This is a genomic window from Exiguobacterium sp. s64, from assembly GCF_018618035.1.
GTDB classification, from domain to species: domain Bacteria; phylum Bacillota; class Bacilli; order Exiguobacteriales; family Exiguobacteriaceae; genus Exiguobacterium; species Exiguobacterium mexicanum_A.
Window position 1 is genome coordinate 13,416 of the sequence record NZ_JACSLH010000004.1, and the last position, 14,842, is coordinate 28,257.

Consider the following 14,842-nt stretch of genomic DNA (forward strand, 5'->3'; position numbering starts at 1 on the left):
CTCATAGTTTCATCAAGACGAGTCCGATGATGACGAGCCCGATGCCCATGACGGTCTGAACCCGGACTTGTTCCTTGAAGACAAGGAAGCCGATTAGCGCCGTTGCCGCCGTGCCGACCCCGCTCCAAAACGCATAGGCGAAACTGAGTGGGATGGAAAGAAGGGCGAGCGACAACAAATAAAAAGCCGTCACGTAACCGAAGGCGACACCGAGAACGGGCAGGCGACTCGTTGTCGTCGCGTTCAGCTTCAACATGCTCGAACCGAACAGTTCAGAGACGATGGCACCGACGAGATAGACGAAGCCCATGTTACGATTCTCCTTTTGACAGCGCGTCGCACTTTTGTCGGATGATGCGGGCGGCCCGGTCTTTGAACGCAGCGCTATAGCCGTATGTCAACGCGAACCAAAACCCATCGCAGAGCAGTCGAAGCTCGAGCACGCGATCAGCGTCAGGACCATCCGCGGCGAACTGTTTATCCCATCGTTTGGCGGCGTCATTCCAAAGCTTTCCGCTCGCATCTTCTTGGGATGAGATGAAGACGGCAATCAAGTCGGCATCACCATCGCTATAATCGAGCGTCGCGAGGGCGTAGGCGCGTGTGAACGGGTAAGGACCATCCAACTCGGTTTGATGATGGACGATCCGATTTTCAAATTCATCGAGCGCCATTCTATTCATCTGCTGTAACAGGTTGGCCTTGCTTTCAAAGTGATATAAGACGCCACCTTTCGTGATGCCAGCGCGTTTGGCTAAGTGGTCCATCGACAGTTGTTGAATACCTTCGGTTTGAATGATCTGTGCGGCGGTCCGCAGTAACAATTGTTTTTTACTCATGTGTTTCCTCCCACTATACTGAACGGTCAGTATAGTGAATGTACCAAACTAGAGTTGGGTTGTCGAGATGGATACATGAATGGGATAATTAGGAAAAGGGGGAGAGATGATGGGTTCACATTTGATGCACCTCGTCATCGCGAATGAGGTGTTGGCGCATTTGACAGATGTCGATCGCACGGCTTTTTTGTTGGGAAATCTTGCGCCCGATGCGATGACGTCTAAACAAAACACTCACTATTACGCGGGACGGCATGAGGATATGACAAGACGGCTCGACCTTAATCAATATTGGATGGACAGTGTGGACGAGAATCAATCGTTCCGCCTCGGCTATTATTGCCATCTCGTCGCGGATGAGATTTGGTTGCAGGGGTTCTATAAATCCTGGCTCAAGCAAGTCATTACGAAAGACCCAGAAAAGCAGGCGATGTATTATGCCGATTTTGATGCGTATAATGCACGCCTAGCTCAACGACTAGGTGTCTTCGATTTCACTTCGTTGAAAAACCATGCGACGAATAAACTACGTGAACTCGTCGTGAAAGTCGAGCGGGATGCGAAGGCAACAGAGGAAGGGACGTATACGATGTTTTTGCCACACCAGCTCGATGGCTACGTCGAGACGTGCATCCTTCGATGTCGACAGATGGTCGAACAGAAGAGTGGGGTGATTATATGATTCAACGACGTTATGCACCGCTTTACGTGACGTTTGGACTTTCTATTTTGACAATCATGGCGCTGTTCACCTTGAACGCTCGCTTTTTTCCCGATTTGGATTTGATGACGGCTATTTGGGTCTACATTGTCTTAGATGTCGCCCTGATTGCCACATTGATTTGGGGCCTATTCTCGAAAGAGAAGACGGTACGCGTGTTCAGCCTCGTTGGGAATCTTGGGTTGATCGTGCCGCTATCGATTTGGATTTTTTTGTTGGTACTCGCTAACGGGATTTCGGAAGCATGAGGGGTGATAAATCAAACGTGCCATTTTTGATGCGTCCTGTTCCGTTTTTCATCTTGCTCGCATTGTGCGGACCGCTCGCATTAGCGCTTGTCTTGATTTATTGGCGCGATTTGCCAGAAGATAGGCGCGGTCCCCATATGATTATGTCTATCTTGTTCTCACTCCTATTCATCTCAAAAATTCTTCCGAACAGTATTTTGCAAATCATCGTCTTCTCATTCACATACACACTTGTTTTATTTATCACCTACAGCATTTGGGGTCGGAAAAGAAAACGAGAAAAAGAATAGCCGTATAATCTGGAAAGTAGCCACACAAGCTGCTTTCTTTTTTGTTTGCATTGGATAGAAAGAATAATATTTCCATTTCCAATTTGAAAATTTGGCATTGCACAACCTTTTTTTGTTTGTTATGCTTCTCAATGAAAACGACAATGATAATCATTATCAGTGAGAAAGCGTCAGTATCCATACATAGAGCAGAATCGTGAAACTGTTGCGGACTCACTGAGAAGGTCGTCATTCAAAAACAGATACACAGGGAGATGGAAAGAATGGGGAAATGGAAAGCAGCAGTCATGCTCACATCACTCGTCTTCACGCTAGCCGCATGCGGTAGCACGGACGAGACGAAAGACGCAGGAAGCGCGGAAGCGGAGACAGCGCCGAAAACAGTTGAAATCACGGACGCACATGGAACAATCGATGTGCCTGTCAACCCGGAGAAGGTCGTCGCGCTCGACAACCGAACGTTCGAGACGCTCTCAGATTGGGAAATCGACTTGGTCGCCGCCCCAATCGGATTAATTCCAGCGGACTTGCCTTATAAAAACGACAAAGACATCGTTGACGTCGGGATGCACAATGAACCGAACTTAGAAGCAATTGCCGGTGTGGATCCGGATGTCGTCATCGTCGGTCAACGATTCGCCGACTACTACGACGACATTAAAAAGTTGGTTCCGGAAGCGGCCGTCATCGATTTGAACATCGAGCTCCCGGAAGATGCGGGCACGCCAGGTGAAATCTTGGTCGAAGGCTTTGAGACAACGACGCGCTCACTCGGACAAATCTTTGAAAAAGAAACGGAAGCAGATGAGCTCATCGCGAGCTTCGAAGCATCGATTGACAGTGTGAAAGAGGCATACGACAGTGAAGACACGGTCATGTCAGTCATCGTCTCAGGCGGAAATATCGGCTTCTCGGCACCGAACACAGGACGTGTCTTCGGACCGATGTATGACATCTTTGACTGGACACCAGCCCTCGAAGTAGCGAAAACGACAGGGGACCATCAAGGGGATGAGGTCTCGGTCGAAGCGATTGCCGAGAGTGACCCGGACTGGTTGTTCGTCCTCGACCGTGATGCGGCCATTTCAAGCATGGAAGACGCAGTGCCTGCAGCGGACGTGATCGATAACGCACCGGCGCTCCAAAAAACGAAAGCCGTGACAGACGAAAAAATCGTGTATGCGCCGAACGATACGTACATCAACGAGTCGATTCAAACTTATTCTGAACTATTCAACGATATCGCAGCCGCGCTTTCGAAATAAGGGAGTCACGTTGTGCAAAAACCAATGACAGCAAGGGTTGAGACATTGTCTCAGCCCTCCTTTTCTAACATTTGGACGAAGTCCTTTATCGTAGCAATGCTCGTGGTGTTCATATTAGCGGGCCTTTCGCTCGTGACCGGCGTCTATGACATTCGTCAAGAAGGCGGGTCGGACATGTTTTGGATCACCCGCGTTCCGCGCACGGTCGCCATTATGTTGACCGGTGCCGCCATGGCGATGTCGGGGCTAGTCATGCAACTAATCACACAGAACCGTCTCGTCGAACCGACGACGACAGGTACACTCGAATGGGCGGGGCTCGGCCTGCTCGCTGTGTATCTGCTCGTCCCGGCTCCGACGCTCATGATGCGGATGACGGGGGCAATCGTCTTTTCATTCATCGGAACGATGGTCTTCTTCTGGTTTCTGCGTTCGGTCAAACTCCGCTCGTCGTTGATTGTCCCGATTATCGGACTCATGCTCGGGGCGGTCGTCTCGGCCGTATCGACGTTTCTCGGTCTATTCTTTCAAGCCAGCCAGACGATCGAAGGTTGGTTCGTCGGGTCGTTCGCATCGGTGCAGGTCGGACGGTATGAATATCTGTGGCTCATCATCCTCGTCACGTTCTTCATCTTCATCCTCGCGAACCGCTTGACGCTCGCTGGACTCGGAGAAGACATCGCGACGAGCCTCGGCGTCAACTACAGCCGTTTGATTTTGATTGCGACGGGATTGATCGCGCTCGCGGTCGGGGTCGTGGCGACGGTCATCGGCAATCTGCCGTTTCTCGGGCTGATCGTCCCGAACATCGTCTCGATGTTTCGCGGGGATGACCTCCGCAGCAACTTGCCGTGGGTATGCGTCATCGGGATGGGAACGGTCCTCGTCAGCGATTTGATTTCGCGGACGATCATCATGCCGTTTGAATTGCCGGTATCGCTCATTCTCGGTACGGTCGGGTCAATCGTATTTATCGTAATTCTCTTGAGACAGCGGAAGACGGGAGGGGTACGATGAGCACACTTATTGAAAATAAGACGAAGCATCGGGAAGCATACGATGTTGATGGTCGGTCCGTGCATACAGACGATCGGTGTGCGACGGCGTTTCGTTCCAAACGAGAACAGTGCAGCTATTGGTTGTTCCTGGCCTTCTTCATTGTCGGGGGATTGTTCTGTGCGTTCGGGTTGCTCGTCTATAACAATCCGGTCCCGTTTGATTCACCGTCGTTCATCCCGGTCGTCGAACGTCGGGTCGTCGCCGTCATCACGATGGCGATTGCCGCGCTCTGTCAGAGTTTGGCGACGGTCGCGTTTCATTCGGTGACGAACAATCGCATCATCACGCCATCATTGCTCGGGTTCGACGCGCTCTACTCGACGATTCAGACGAGCATGATTTTCTTCTTCGGAGCGGGTGCGCTGATTGGCTTTTCGGGAACGGGTGCCTTTTTGACCCAGGTCGGTCTCATGGTGCTCATGAGTTTGCTGTTGTACGGCTGGCTCTTGTCAGGGAAATACGGCAACTTGCAACTCATGCTCCTCGTCGGAATCATCATCGGGACCGGTTTGAACTCAGTGTCCTCGTTCATGCGACGCATGCTCGCACCGTCTGATTTTGATATCCTGCAGGCCCGTCTGTTCGGGTCGGTCATGCATGCCGATGCCGCCTACTTCCCGATCGTCATTCCGATCGTGCTTGTCGTCGGGATGGTGTTGTATAGCTTCTCGAATCGCTTGAACGTCGTCGCACTCGGGAAAGACGTGGCGACATCGTTCGGGGTGAACCATCGCCGGAGCGTCATCTTTACGCTCATTCTGATCTCGCTGTTAATGTCGGTATCGACGGCGCTGATTGGACCGCTCACATTCTTCGGGTTCTTGGTCGCGACGCTCAGCTATCAAGTCGCTTCGACGTATGATCACAAATACGTCTTCCCGATGGCGTTCGCGCTCGGCTTCTTCGTGTTGACGAGCGCCTATTTCTTTATGTATCACATTCTCAATACACCGAGTGTCGTGTCCGTCATCATCGAACTGTTCGGCGGCGTGATTTTCTTAGCGGTGATTTTAAGGAAGAGGTCGCTATGATTCAATTGGAACACGTACAAAAATCGTATACGGATGACGTTCAAATCGGACCGATCACACTCGATATCCCGAAGGCCGGCTTTACGTCGTTGATTGGACCGAACGGGGCCGGGAAATCGACGACGCTCATGATGATCGGCCGGTTGCTCGACTTAGACGCGGGTCAAATCCAGGTCGCTGGGATGGACGTGTCGAGCACGAGATCGAAAGACTTGGCGAAAATCGTCACGATTTTACGTCAAGAGAACAATTTTGTGACGCGTCTCACCGTCCGTCAGCTCGCTGGCTTTGGACGCTTTCCATACTCGAGAGGGCGGTTGACGAAAGAGGATGAACAGATCATCTCGAAATATATCGACTTCCTCGATTTGACGGAACTCGAGCATCGCTATCTCGATGAATTGTCGGGCGGACAGCGCCAGCGGGCGTACGTCGCAATGGTGCTCTGTCAGGAGACGGAATACGTGCTCCTCGACGAGCCGCTCAACAACCTCGATATCGCTCGCTCGGTCCAGATGATGGAATACTTGCGGCACGTCGCCGACGAGTTCGGACGGACGATTGTCACGGTGCTCCATGACATCAACTTCGCGGCGAAATATTCGGACCGCATCTGTGCGATGAAAGACGGGAACATCGCCGCCTTTGGTACGGTCGAAGAGATTATGGACGCAGACATCCTATCTGACATTTTTGAGACGAAACTGGAGATCATTCAAGGGCCGTATGGACCGATCGCAGTCTATTAAAGAAAGGACGGGATTCGATGCTGATTTACTGGACACCGATTCAACAAGTCGTGGAGGAAGCGCAAGATACATATACGTTCAAACTGGAACTGCCGGCAGACTTCACGTGGGAAGAAGGCGCGCACACGCACTTCGCGCTCGAGGGCTTCAATCAGGAAGATCGACCGAACCGGACGTTGATTCGCCATATGTCAATCTCGACGTTGCCGCATGAAGGCGCAATCGGTATCACGACCCGGGTCAAACCGGAATGTTCGACGTTTAAATCAATCTTGCGTGACATGAACATCGGGGACAAGGTCGCCATCTTCAAGACGCATTCGAACGTGCCGTTGAAGCGGGAAGGGAAGAACGTCTATCTGTTGTCGTCGGGTGTCGGCATTGCGACGTTCCGCCCGCTCGTACTCGCGTATTTGGCGAACGGGGAAGGTGTGCCGCACCTCCACTCGTTGAACGTCGACTCGTCGAAAGAATATTTGTTTAACGATGTGTTCGCGTCAACGAATGGATTCACGGCCGAGTTCGTCGACAATCGTCCGGACTATTACCAGCTGGTCGAGACGCTCGCCGCAGACAAAGACGGACTGTTTTACCTTGTCGGCAGCGATGACTTCTTGCATGAGACGATTGCCAAATTGCGTCAAAATGGCGTGACGCTGGACCAAATCATGCTCGACAAACACGACTTCCAAATGGAAGATTTCTTGAAGGCCTGACGCTCAGACCGAGGACACGTTCCTCGGTCTTTTTGCATGGCACAAGGCGATGAAGCGCTTGAACAGATCGCGTCCGTTCGGCGTTCCAATCGACTCGGGGTGGAACTGGACGCCGTATGTCGGGTGTGTCGGATGTTCGAGCGCCATGATGACCTCGTCATGCGTGCGAGCGGTCACGACGAGGTCCGTCTCCAAGACGACGAGCGAATGATAGCGCATGACCTCGCTCGGACTCCCGTCGAACAAGACGCCCGGGGTCGTCTCGATCACGGACGTCTTCCCATGCATGACCTGCTCGGCCCGTCCGACTGTCCCGCCGAACGCTTCGGCGATGACTTGATGACCGAGACAGACACCGAGGATGGGGATGGTGCCAGACAAAGAGCGGACGACGTCGAGCGAGACACCGGCATCCAGTGGGCCACCTGGACCCGGAGAGATGATGATGCCGGTCGGGTTGAGGTCGCGGATCGCGTCAATCGTCAGTTCATCATTGCGGACGACCAAGACGTCGCTGAACCGGGCGACATCTTGATACACGTTATACGTGAACGAGTCGTAGTTATCGATGAGTAGAATCATGCGAACACCTCCAAAAGAGATTTGGCTTTATGCAACGTCTCTTCATATTCTGACACCGGGTCCGAGTCGTAGACGATGCCGGCGCCCGCTTGGACGTAGGCCGTATCCCCTTGCACGACCATCGTCCGGATGGCGAGAGCGAAATCATAGCCGCCCCGGACGTCGAGATAGCCGACGGCCCCGGCATATACTTCGCGCTTCACCGTTTCCAATTCGTCGATCAGCTGCATCGCTCGAATCTTTGGGGCGCCCGAGACGGTACCGGCCGGGAGACAGGCCCGCAGCGCGTCAATCGGATTCAAGTCGTCGCGCAGTTCACCTTCGACCTCGGAGACGAGATGCATGACGTTTTTGAAGCGCTCGATTTCCATCTGTTTCGGAATCGTGACCGAGCCGACTTTGGCGACCCGGCCGATGTCGTTGCGACCGAGGTCGAGGAGCATCCGGTGCTCGGCGAGTTCTTTCTCGTCTTGAATGAGATCAGCGGCGTGACGGACATCCTCTTCGACCGTTTTGCCACGGGGGCGGGTGCCGGCGATCGGGTTCGTCGAGACACGATTGCCCTCGACGCGGACGAGACTTTCCGGGGACGCCCCGAGGATGATCGCCTCGCCGAGATCGATATAGAACAAATACGGGCTCGGGTTTTGTTTCCGAAGCGTCCGGTAAAAGTGGAACGGATCGCCGGTGAACGTCGCATCGATTCGTTGGGATAAGACGAGTTGGAACACCTCTCCAGCGAGGATGGCTTCTTTCGCCTGCAAGACGCGTTCGACGAACTCATCCTTGCCAGTCAACACGCGTTCACTCGTGCGGACGACGGGGGCGAGCTCGTGTGTCTTCGCCGTCTCGAGGGCTCGTTTGACGTGGTGGAGTCGCTTTTCAGCATCAGCATCCCCGGTGTCAATCACGATGACCTGCTCCTCGACGTGATCATAGAGAACGACCGTCTCATATCGTTGGAACAAGGCATCTGGCAAACCGCGTGTCTCACTCGGGGTATTCGGAATCGGCTCGTAAACCCGCTGCATGTCATAGCCGATATAGCCGACGGCACCGCCGATGAACGGATAGGGGGCGTCCGGTGTGTCTCGCGCAACCAGTTCCGATAACAGGGCGAGCGGATCTTCCGTGTGCATCGTGCCGGATGCGTCGGTCACTTCGTTGCCGTCGGCGCGAATCGTCTCGACCGGGTTCGAAGCGATGATCGAGTAGCGACCGTGCTTGCCTTCGGCGCGACTCTCGAGCAACACTTTCCGTTTACCTTCTAAGCGGTGGAAGATTGCCACCGGTGTCAGTTCGTCGCCGTTGATGATGAGTTGTTTCATATGATCTCCTCCTTGAAATAAAAAAAGTCCCCCGCCCGACATGTCTAAAAAGACATGAAGGACGGGGGACCCGTGGTGCCACCTTCGTTGGGGGAGCTCCCCCCCACTCATCGCGAACCATCATTCGCTGTCCTCGGTAACGGGAGGACCCGTCAGAGCCTACGTATCGGTCTGAACGCTCAAAAGCCCATTCACGTGAGACACGTCACCGGTTCGCATCGACCACCGGCTTTCTGGAGACGAATCTTCACGCTACTCTTCTTTCTCATCGCGAGTTCGTATGAATGTTATCGTTACTTTAACGGGCTGAAGTCAGAATGTCAATATCGAAACTGTCAGAATGATTAAGGTTCAGGAATGTTTTTCTATCTGGCGCTCGGTCTTCCGTTTACTGAGAAACGTATAGGCGATGAGAAACGAGGGAATCGGGAAAAGCCAATTCCAAGACGATGGAGAAGTGAGCGTCCCGTAGTACACGAGGCCCATCGTCATTTCAATTGCGAGATTGAGCACCAACGTGATGAGCGGGGCAATATAAGCCTTTTCGAATCGTAACGCGATGAGGACACCGGTCCCGATGGTGAGGATAGGGACGATGACGAGTTGCCAGATGAACGGGTCGATTAAATCCATAAGCATCGTCCTTTCTAAATGGGACAAATTGTATATTGATAAGTATACAGGGAATAGGGGATAAGAAAAAGAATAGTACCGATGTGGTTACGTACAATCGAACAATTGAGACGACCATTACGAGTGGGACGACTCGAGCATACGAGTATGTTATGATGGACGCGAAAGGTAGGTACATCAATGGAAACAATCAACTTAAAACAACTTTCTGACGAACGGGCCGCGCTTCAAGTCAAGGGCGACCTGGACGCGATGCGCGGCATCATGCACGACGAGTTTCGTTACGTCGACTCGAGCGGACGTCAGTTCGATAAAGAAACGTTTTTAGATCAGTTCGTCGACCCAGCGTCGGTCCAGTGGATCACGCAGGAGACCGTCACGTTCGACGAGACGGTAGCAGGCGAGATCGCCCTCGTGCAACTATTGCTTGAAGAGCGTTTCATCCTCGGAACGAACGCCTACGAAGGCCGGTTTTGGGTGCTGCATGTCTATGTGAAAGAGAACGACACGTGGCTTTGGCAAGGCGGCCAGGCGACGATGATTCATGAAGTATGAGAGGGAGGACTGCTTTGGTACATCCAAAGCAGTTTTTTTGTGAAATCATTTACCTGATTTTACAAAAAGAAAACCTTTTAGTAGAGATATTATTACAATAGAGTATGTTAACAAACCAAATTAATGTTAAACCTAGATAATGGAGGAAAGTCATGAATCATTCATCGTATTTAAAGTTGTTCTTAGCCGGTTCGCTCATCGTCTCGCCACTCTTGCCGCTTCACGCGCAAGCGGAAGGCTCGACGACAGAAGAGCCACCGGTCGTCGAGACGGTCGACGTCACGGCGCCACTCGCACCGGTCGTCTCGACACCGCTCCACACGTCGAAATCAATCGTCATCGAAGGTGAGGCCGGTACGACAGCTTTAATCGGCATCAACAGCAAAGTGTATACGCGCGTCGTCACAGAGGCAGGAACGGCTCAATTCAACATGAGCCCGCAGTCGGTCGGAAAAGTCATCTCGGTCAGTTTGCGTGACGCTGCCGGAAACGTCAGCGAGACGACACAAGTCGTCGTCGCGGTCGATCCGGTCGCACGTCCGGCGACGCCGAAAATCGGCACAGTCAACAGCACGGCCCGTCACATCGTCGTGACCGGCACACCGGGTGCAAAATTGACGCTTCAAGTCGGGAACGCGACGTACACGGCACGTTATGACGCGAAAGGCGTCTATCGCCGTACGACAGCGGTCCTTCCGATCGGCACTGTCATCCGGGCAACGACAGTCGACGCGAAGGGGGCGACGAGCCTCACACGTTCGACGAAAGTCATCAAAGACGGTCGTGCCCCGATGCGTCCACGCGTTACGCAGAGCGTGACGACGACCGCAACGGCAATCACTGGTACGGCCGAAGCGTATGCAACCGTCTATGCGAAGATCGGGACGAAGACGTATAAAGCCCCAGTCATGTCGACCGGGAAATTTGCCATCAAGATCCCGAAACAAAAGCTCGGACAACCGATCGAGTTGTACGTGGTCGACGGAGCCGGCAATAAAGGCGGAGCCCTCAAGCTCGGCGTGCAACATGCGCTATACAACAAGTTCTATCGCTTGCCTGGCCAAATGACGCTTCATAAAGAAGTATTCGATAGCGAAGGGGACGTCCGCTACGCTGAGACGTTCGCGCCTGTCTTCTTCGGGAAGCCATCAAAAGCCAATATGGTGTTTCTCGTCGACATCGAATCAGATGAAGGTTACCTCGATATGGATACGCTCCGCATCCAAGTCGGCAGCAAGTCATACAAAGTGAACATCGACCCGGAAGAGGTCGAGTACATGGAGTATGAGGATGGTTCGGTTGGGGAGTGGTACATCTTTGAGCCGGATGCAAAACTCATTCAGTTCATCAAAACGAACGTCCGTCCACAGAACCGGATCATCGTCACGGTGGAAGGCAGCGAAGGTGTCGTTAAATGGCCGCTCTACGCTGGCGAGAAACGCGCCTTCATCGAATCACTCAGCTACGCTGGATATTAAAAAGCAATACTTCAGATCGCCCTTCTCAGGAAGGGCGATTTTTGTGTGTGATCATTTAGCAAAATGACAATACAAGAACCATACTCCGATTTCTCGATAACCATTTACTGGATATTTTCTGTCGTATTGAAGAAAAAACGTCTCACCGGCTATGAATCGTCCATATTCATCTGACCCAAAAGTCCTATTCGAAAAGCGTAATTCGTGTCGGACGAATCAGTAGAAGTTCTGAATTGGTAATGAATTGGTTTATTAAAAAACATTACTCGCATAATTAAATGTCAATTAAAGGTAATATAGGTTTATTAAATGTAAAAGCCAAAACGATAACTGGAAATTATATTTTAAGCATTCGTTTCATAAAAATCGAATCCGATGACAGAAGTCTGATCTTGATTAAAAACATTGATAGCGCTTACTTTGTTGATTTTATGCGATTTTAATCACACTGGTAATTCCATATTGATGTCTTGAATATTCTAAATAAAAATACGAAAATGCATTATCATTTCCCTTTTTCGATAAAAAGTCGCTTGTTTCAATTGGAAACGTTATGTATATTATGGATGTAAGCAATCTGGGACGATGCATAGGCTAAAAGTCAATGTATGGTTTTAGATACCTGTTTTTGTATGACCCAAGTCCTATCGATGCTATACATAACTCATGGCAGTAAGGGTGCCTTGAGGCGTGATCGAGAGGACGAGGGGGAGTCGAAGACGCAGAAATCGCATTTTACCAAAGGGAGGATTTAAACAAGATGGCAAACAAAAAACAATTTGTCACGGCAGCGGCAGCGTTTGCAGTGACAGCGGCAGCGGTCGCACCAGCAATGTCAGCTTCAGCGGCAATGCCTGTCGTCAAGCTCAGCTCGGACTATGTACGTCAAGGGAACTTGGATGCAGCGCTTGACAAGACGTATCACGGATCAGAGATTCACTGGTACAAGTCTTCAGTCAACATGAACAAGCTCGGTGTCTTCCAAACGGCGGTAGGTTTCGTCAAAGGGAAGGGCATCAAAGTTGAGAAGCGCGTTCGCGTTTTGAACTACGCTCAAGAAGTGATCGGACCGAAAGAAATGCTCGTCTTCGAAAAAGGACAAGCCGTCTCAGGTATCCGCTCACAGCCGGTCAAATTTGCAGACCGCGTCTACATGAAGCCGGGTTCATGGTCTGGTATCGACACGTCGCAAGTCGGCGAGTTCACTGCGACGTTCACTTACTCGAACAAAGCGTATGGAACGGTTTCGAAATCGTTCAAGTATAAAGTCGTCGAGTCAGCACCGATGGTATCAAGCGTCGAGTTGCTCAACGCCAAAGAACTTCAAATCAACTTCTCGAAACCGGTTGACGCGAGCACACTTCTTTATAACGGCATGCTCAAAGATGGAACGGTCGAAATCGATCACATTCCAGATGCACAACGCCTCAAAGGACTTCGCGGCACACTCTCGAAAGACGGCAAAACGCTCGTCGTTCGCGCCGAGAAGACATTCGACGGCCGTTACGCCGTGCTTGCCAGCTCGAAGATCAAAGGTCTTGACGGCAAAGATCTCGTACCGTTCAAAGGAATCTACACGCTCACAGATAACGTGCGCCCAGTCCTTAACGATCCTGAGTACCTTGAAAACAACCGCGTGAAGTTCACGTTCTCTGAGCCGGTCAACGTTGACTCAGAAGAAGCGCTTGAGAAGAAACTTGAGTTGACAGACGCTTCTGGCGCTGGCTACAAAGTTGATGTCGACAAGCTCTCGTGGGACGGTAAGTCGTTCATCCTTGACTTGTCAGACGCTCAGTTCGTCGCAGGAAAAGATTACAAGTTGACGCTCGTCGGTCTCCGTGACTTCGCTGGCAACTTCATCACACCAAACCCAGTGACGAAAGTCGTTCAGAAGAAAGTCGTTGACGGTGTAGCGCCTGCAGTCGTCGGCATGTCGGCTTCGAAACCAGGCTACCTCACAGTGACATTCTCTGAGGCTGTCTACGTGGATCGTTACAACCATGTTGCGAAAATCACGCTTACAAACGGTGACATCGAAGCTGACCTTGACGACAACGCATGGCTCGACGAGTCAGGCAAAGTCCTCACTGTCCGTGACAGCACGTTCATCGGTCAAATCGACGTGAAAGTGTCTGAGTTCCGCGACCTCGCTGGCAACTACGGTGCTGCTTCGACGAAACTCGTCAACTTCACAAACGATGCGACTGCACCGACTGTGACTGGGGCAGAAGTGAAAGTCATCGACGGCAAGAACCACCTCGTCCTCACGTTCTCTGAAGAAGTGAACGCGCTCTACGATGGCGAAATGGTCGGTTCGTACATCACGCCGAACGGTGTCGAGAAGAAAGTCAAAGCATGGACAGACGCTTCGTACTACTCGAAGAACCAAATCAAGACGCCGATCTCGGATCTTGAACTTGGAAACTACTCGGTCACGCTTCCGAAGAACCTCGTAGAGGATGTCGTCGGCAACGCGAGCGCGGCTCAATCAATCAAGTTCTCAATCACATCGAGCCCAATCGAGAAAGAGAAGCCGACGTTCGATGGCTACTACTTCCAAGAGAAGGACAACAGCACACTTTACCTCAAGTTCAGCGAGAAACTTGACCCATCATCACTCTACTTGGGCAACTTCTTGATCGAAGGCAAAGCGATCGCTGAGAAAGCCGTCTTCACGAACGAGAAACGTGACGTCATCAAGTTGACGCTCAAAGAAGGCGCAATCCAGACATCTGGTAAATACGCGTTCACAATCCAAAACGTTAAAGACGTGGCGGGCAACGTCATGGATACACTCACCTTGAACGAGAAGTTCGCTGAAAACGACCTTCCAGGTCTCACTTCGGCAGTTCTCACGTCGAACAACGTGTCAGGCGACTACGCGATCATCACGCTCACGTTCGATGAGTCGATCGCAGACTACTCAATCGAGGACGGCTATGAAGACTTCAAACTCTTCGTCGGCGACCAAGACCTCGCGAAATCTGCGAAAGTCTCAGAAGTCATGGGATCGCAGTCGAACCAAGTCAAAATCACGGTTGACCGTGTGTTGACTCCGGCTGAGACGGCTCAAACGCTCACGCTCAAACCGGGTGCTGCGTTCGAAGTCCTCGACCTCGCGAACAACAAACACCCATTGTTCACTTCGGTGAACATCGCTAAGTAATTAGCGCTGACATTCATTGACCCTCCCTTAGGGTTAAATAGAGCAAAGCCTTCAGGCGGAGCCATCTTGAAACCGGTAGCGTCTGACGCTGCCGGTTTTACTATGTAGTAAACTGAAAATAATACATATTAATCCCAATAAATTATGGGAATTTAAAACAAATAAGGTATTATTATATTGGT

Annotated in this window: 15 protein-coding genes and 1 other annotated feature; of the genes, 10 read left to right on the forward strand and 5 right to left on the reverse strand. The window is 51.6% G+C overall.

Going from position 1 to position 14,842, the window contains the following annotated elements:
- Nucleotide 1: 1 nt before the first annotated feature.
- Together KNP64_RS07620 and KNP64_RS07625 are read right to left on the reverse strand one after the other, a co-directional pair.
- Nucleotides 2-310, reverse strand: coding sequence for a DMT family transporter (locus KNP64_RS07620; protein WP_214718146.1), 309 nt, complete (start codon nt 308-310; stop codon nt 2-4).
- 1 nt (nt 311) lies between these two features.
- Nucleotides 312-839 (reverse strand): TetR/AcrR family transcriptional regulator, encoded by a 528-nt coding sequence (locus KNP64_RS07625; protein WP_214792530.1) that lies wholly within the window; start codon nt 837-839, stop codon nt 312-314.
- Nucleotides 840-948: 109 nt separating this feature from the next.
- Between KNP64_RS07625 and KNP64_RS07630 the strand changes: the two genes are divergently transcribed.
- The 7 genes from KNP64_RS07630 to KNP64_RS07660 all read left to right on the forward strand — a co-directional run bounded on the left by KNP64_RS07630 (nt 949) and on the right by KNP64_RS07660 (nt 6,918).
- The gene (locus tag KNP64_RS07630) at nt 949-1,521 is read left to right on the forward strand and encodes a zinc dependent phospholipase C family protein (RefSeq protein ID WP_214792538.1); all 573 of its coding nucleotides are present in this window, start codon (nt 949-951) and stop codon (nt 1,519-1,521) included.
- On the forward strand, nt 1,518-1,808 hold the full coding sequence (locus KNP64_RS07635) for a hypothetical protein (protein ID WP_214792540.1): 291 nt from the start codon (nt 1,518-1,520) through the stop codon (nt 1,806-1,808). Before KNP64_RS07630 ends, KNP64_RS07635 begins: the two co-directional genes overlap by 4 nt.
- A gap of 553 nt (nt 1,809-2,361) precedes the next feature.
- Nucleotides 2,362-3,363, forward strand: a complete 1,002-nt coding sequence (locus KNP64_RS07640; RefSeq protein WP_200881490.1) for a siderophore ABC transporter substrate-binding protein — start codon at nt 2,362-2,364, stop codon at nt 3,361-3,363.
- Nucleotides 3,364-3,387: 24 nt separating this feature from the next.
- Complete coding sequence (locus tag KNP64_RS07645) at nt 3,388-4,380, forward strand: ABC transporter permease (protein WP_251126376.1); 993 nt, start codon at nt 3,388-3,390, stop codon at nt 4,378-4,380.
- Complete coding sequence (locus KNP64_RS07650; protein WP_214792544.1) at nt 4,377-5,453, forward strand: iron chelate uptake ABC transporter family permease subunit; 1,077 nt, start codon at nt 4,377-4,379, stop codon at nt 5,451-5,453. Before KNP64_RS07645 ends, KNP64_RS07650 begins: the two co-directional genes overlap by 4 nt.
- The gene (locus KNP64_RS07655; protein ID WP_214792547.1) at nt 5,450-6,202 is read left to right on the forward strand and encodes an iron ABC transporter ATP-binding protein; all 753 of its coding nucleotides are present in this window, start codon (nt 5,450-5,452) and stop codon (nt 6,200-6,202) included. Before KNP64_RS07650 ends, KNP64_RS07655 begins: the two co-directional genes overlap by 4 nt.
- A 17-nt stretch (nt 6,203-6,219) precedes the next feature.
- A complete protein-coding gene (locus KNP64_RS07660; RefSeq protein WP_214792550.1) occupies nt 6,220-6,918 on the forward strand; it encodes a dihydropteridine reductase in 699 nt (232 codons plus the stop codon).
- A gap of 3 nt (nt 6,919-6,921) precedes the next feature.
- Here KNP64_RS07660 and KNP64_RS07665 read toward each other — a convergent pair whose 3' ends face one another.
- The 3 genes from KNP64_RS07665 to KNP64_RS07675 all read right to left on the reverse strand — a co-directional run bounded on the left by KNP64_RS07665 (nt 6,922) and on the right by KNP64_RS07675 (nt 9,461).
- Nucleotides 6,922-7,500, reverse strand: coding sequence for an anthranilate synthase component II (locus tag KNP64_RS07665; protein ID WP_214792552.1), 579 nt, complete (start codon nt 7,498-7,500; stop codon nt 6,922-6,924).
- Complete coding sequence (trpE, locus tag KNP64_RS07670) at nt 7,497-8,828, reverse strand: anthranilate synthase component I (protein WP_214792555.1); 1,332 nt, start codon at nt 8,826-8,828, stop codon at nt 7,497-7,499. The genes KNP64_RS07665 and trpE overlap by 4 nt, the downstream gene beginning before the upstream one ends.
- A gap of 54 nt (nt 8,829-8,882) precedes the next feature.
- Nucleotides 8,883-9,106: a binding site (T-box leader), on the reverse strand.
- 73 nt (nt 9,107-9,179) lie between these two features.
- On the reverse strand, nt 9,180-9,461 hold the full coding sequence (locus KNP64_RS07675) for a hypothetical protein (RefSeq protein ID WP_052090159.1): 282 nt from the start codon (nt 9,459-9,461) through the stop codon (nt 9,180-9,182).
- 180 nt (nt 9,462-9,641) lie between these two features.
- Between KNP64_RS07675 and KNP64_RS07680 the strand changes: the two genes are divergently transcribed.
- The 3 genes from KNP64_RS07680 (at nt 9,642) to KNP64_RS07690 (ending at nt 14,660) form a co-directional block, all read left to right on the forward strand.
- Nucleotides 9,642-10,016, forward strand: coding sequence for a nuclear transport factor 2 family protein (locus tag KNP64_RS07680; RefSeq protein ID WP_034778866.1), 375 nt, complete (start codon nt 9,642-9,644; stop codon nt 10,014-10,016).
- 152 nt (nt 10,017-10,168) lie between these two features.
- Nucleotides 10,169-11,494 carry an Ig-like domain-containing protein gene (locus KNP64_RS07685; RefSeq protein WP_214792558.1) on the forward strand — a complete coding sequence of 442 codons (1,326 nt, stop codon included), beginning with the start codon at nt 10,169-10,171 and terminating at the stop codon, nt 11,492-11,494.
- 760 nt (nt 11,495-12,254) lie between these two features.
- Entirely contained in the window at nt 12,255-14,660 is a 2,406-nt protein-coding gene (locus tag KNP64_RS07690) for an Ig-like domain-containing domain (RefSeq protein ID WP_214792560.1), read from the forward strand.
- The last annotated feature ends 182 nt before the right edge of the window (nt 14,661-14,842 follow it).

Coding starts and splice junctions, on each gene's coding strand:
- trpE (WP_214792555.1), bottom strand. CDS start 8,828: ATGAAACAACTCATCATCAACGGCGACGAACTGACACCGGTGGCAATC.
- KNP64_RS07675 (WP_052090159.1), bottom strand. CDS start 9,461: ATGGATTTAATCGACCCGTTCATCTGGCAACTCGTCATCGTCCCTATC.
- KNP64_RS07625 (WP_214792530.1), bottom strand. CDS start 839: ATGAGTAAAAAACAATTGTTACTGCGGACCGCCGCACAGATCATTCAA.
- KNP64_RS07690 (WP_214792560.1), top strand. CDS start 12,255: ATGGCAAACAAAAAACAATTTGTCACGGCAGCGGCAGCGTTTGCAGTG.
- KNP64_RS07635 (WP_214792540.1), top strand. CDS start 1,518: ATGATTCAACGACGTTATGCACCGCTTTACGTGACGTTTGGACTTTCT.
- KNP64_RS07660 (WP_214792550.1), top strand. CDS start 6,220: ATGCTGATTTACTGGACACCGATTCAACAAGTCGTGGAGGAAGCGCAA.
- KNP64_RS07620 (WP_214718146.1), bottom strand. CDS start 310: ATGGGCTTCGTCTATCTCGTCGGTGCCATCGTCTCTGAACTGTTCGGT.
- KNP64_RS07650 (WP_214792544.1), top strand. CDS start 4,377: ATGAGCACACTTATTGAAAATAAGACGAAGCATCGGGAAGCATACGAT.
- KNP64_RS07640 (WP_200881490.1), top strand. CDS start 2,362: ATGGGGAAATGGAAAGCAGCAGTCATGCTCACATCACTCGTCTTCACG.
- KNP64_RS07645 (WP_251126376.1), top strand. CDS start 3,388: ATGACAGCAAGGGTTGAGACATTGTCTCAGCCCTCCTTTTCTAACATT.
- KNP64_RS07630 (WP_214792538.1), top strand. CDS start 949: ATGGGTTCACATTTGATGCACCTCGTCATCGCGAATGAGGTGTTGGCG.
- KNP64_RS07685 (WP_214792558.1), top strand. CDS start 10,169: ATGAATCATTCATCGTATTTAAAGTTGTTCTTAGCCGGTTCGCTCATC.
- KNP64_RS07665 (WP_214792552.1), bottom strand. CDS start 7,500: ATGATTCTACTCATCGATAACTACGACTCGTTCACGTATAACGTGTAT.
- KNP64_RS07680 (WP_034778866.1), top strand. CDS start 9,642: ATGGAAACAATCAACTTAAAACAACTTTCTGACGAACGGGCCGCGCTT.
- KNP64_RS07655 (WP_214792547.1), top strand. CDS start 5,450: ATGATTCAATTGGAACACGTACAAAAATCGTATACGGATGACGTTCAA.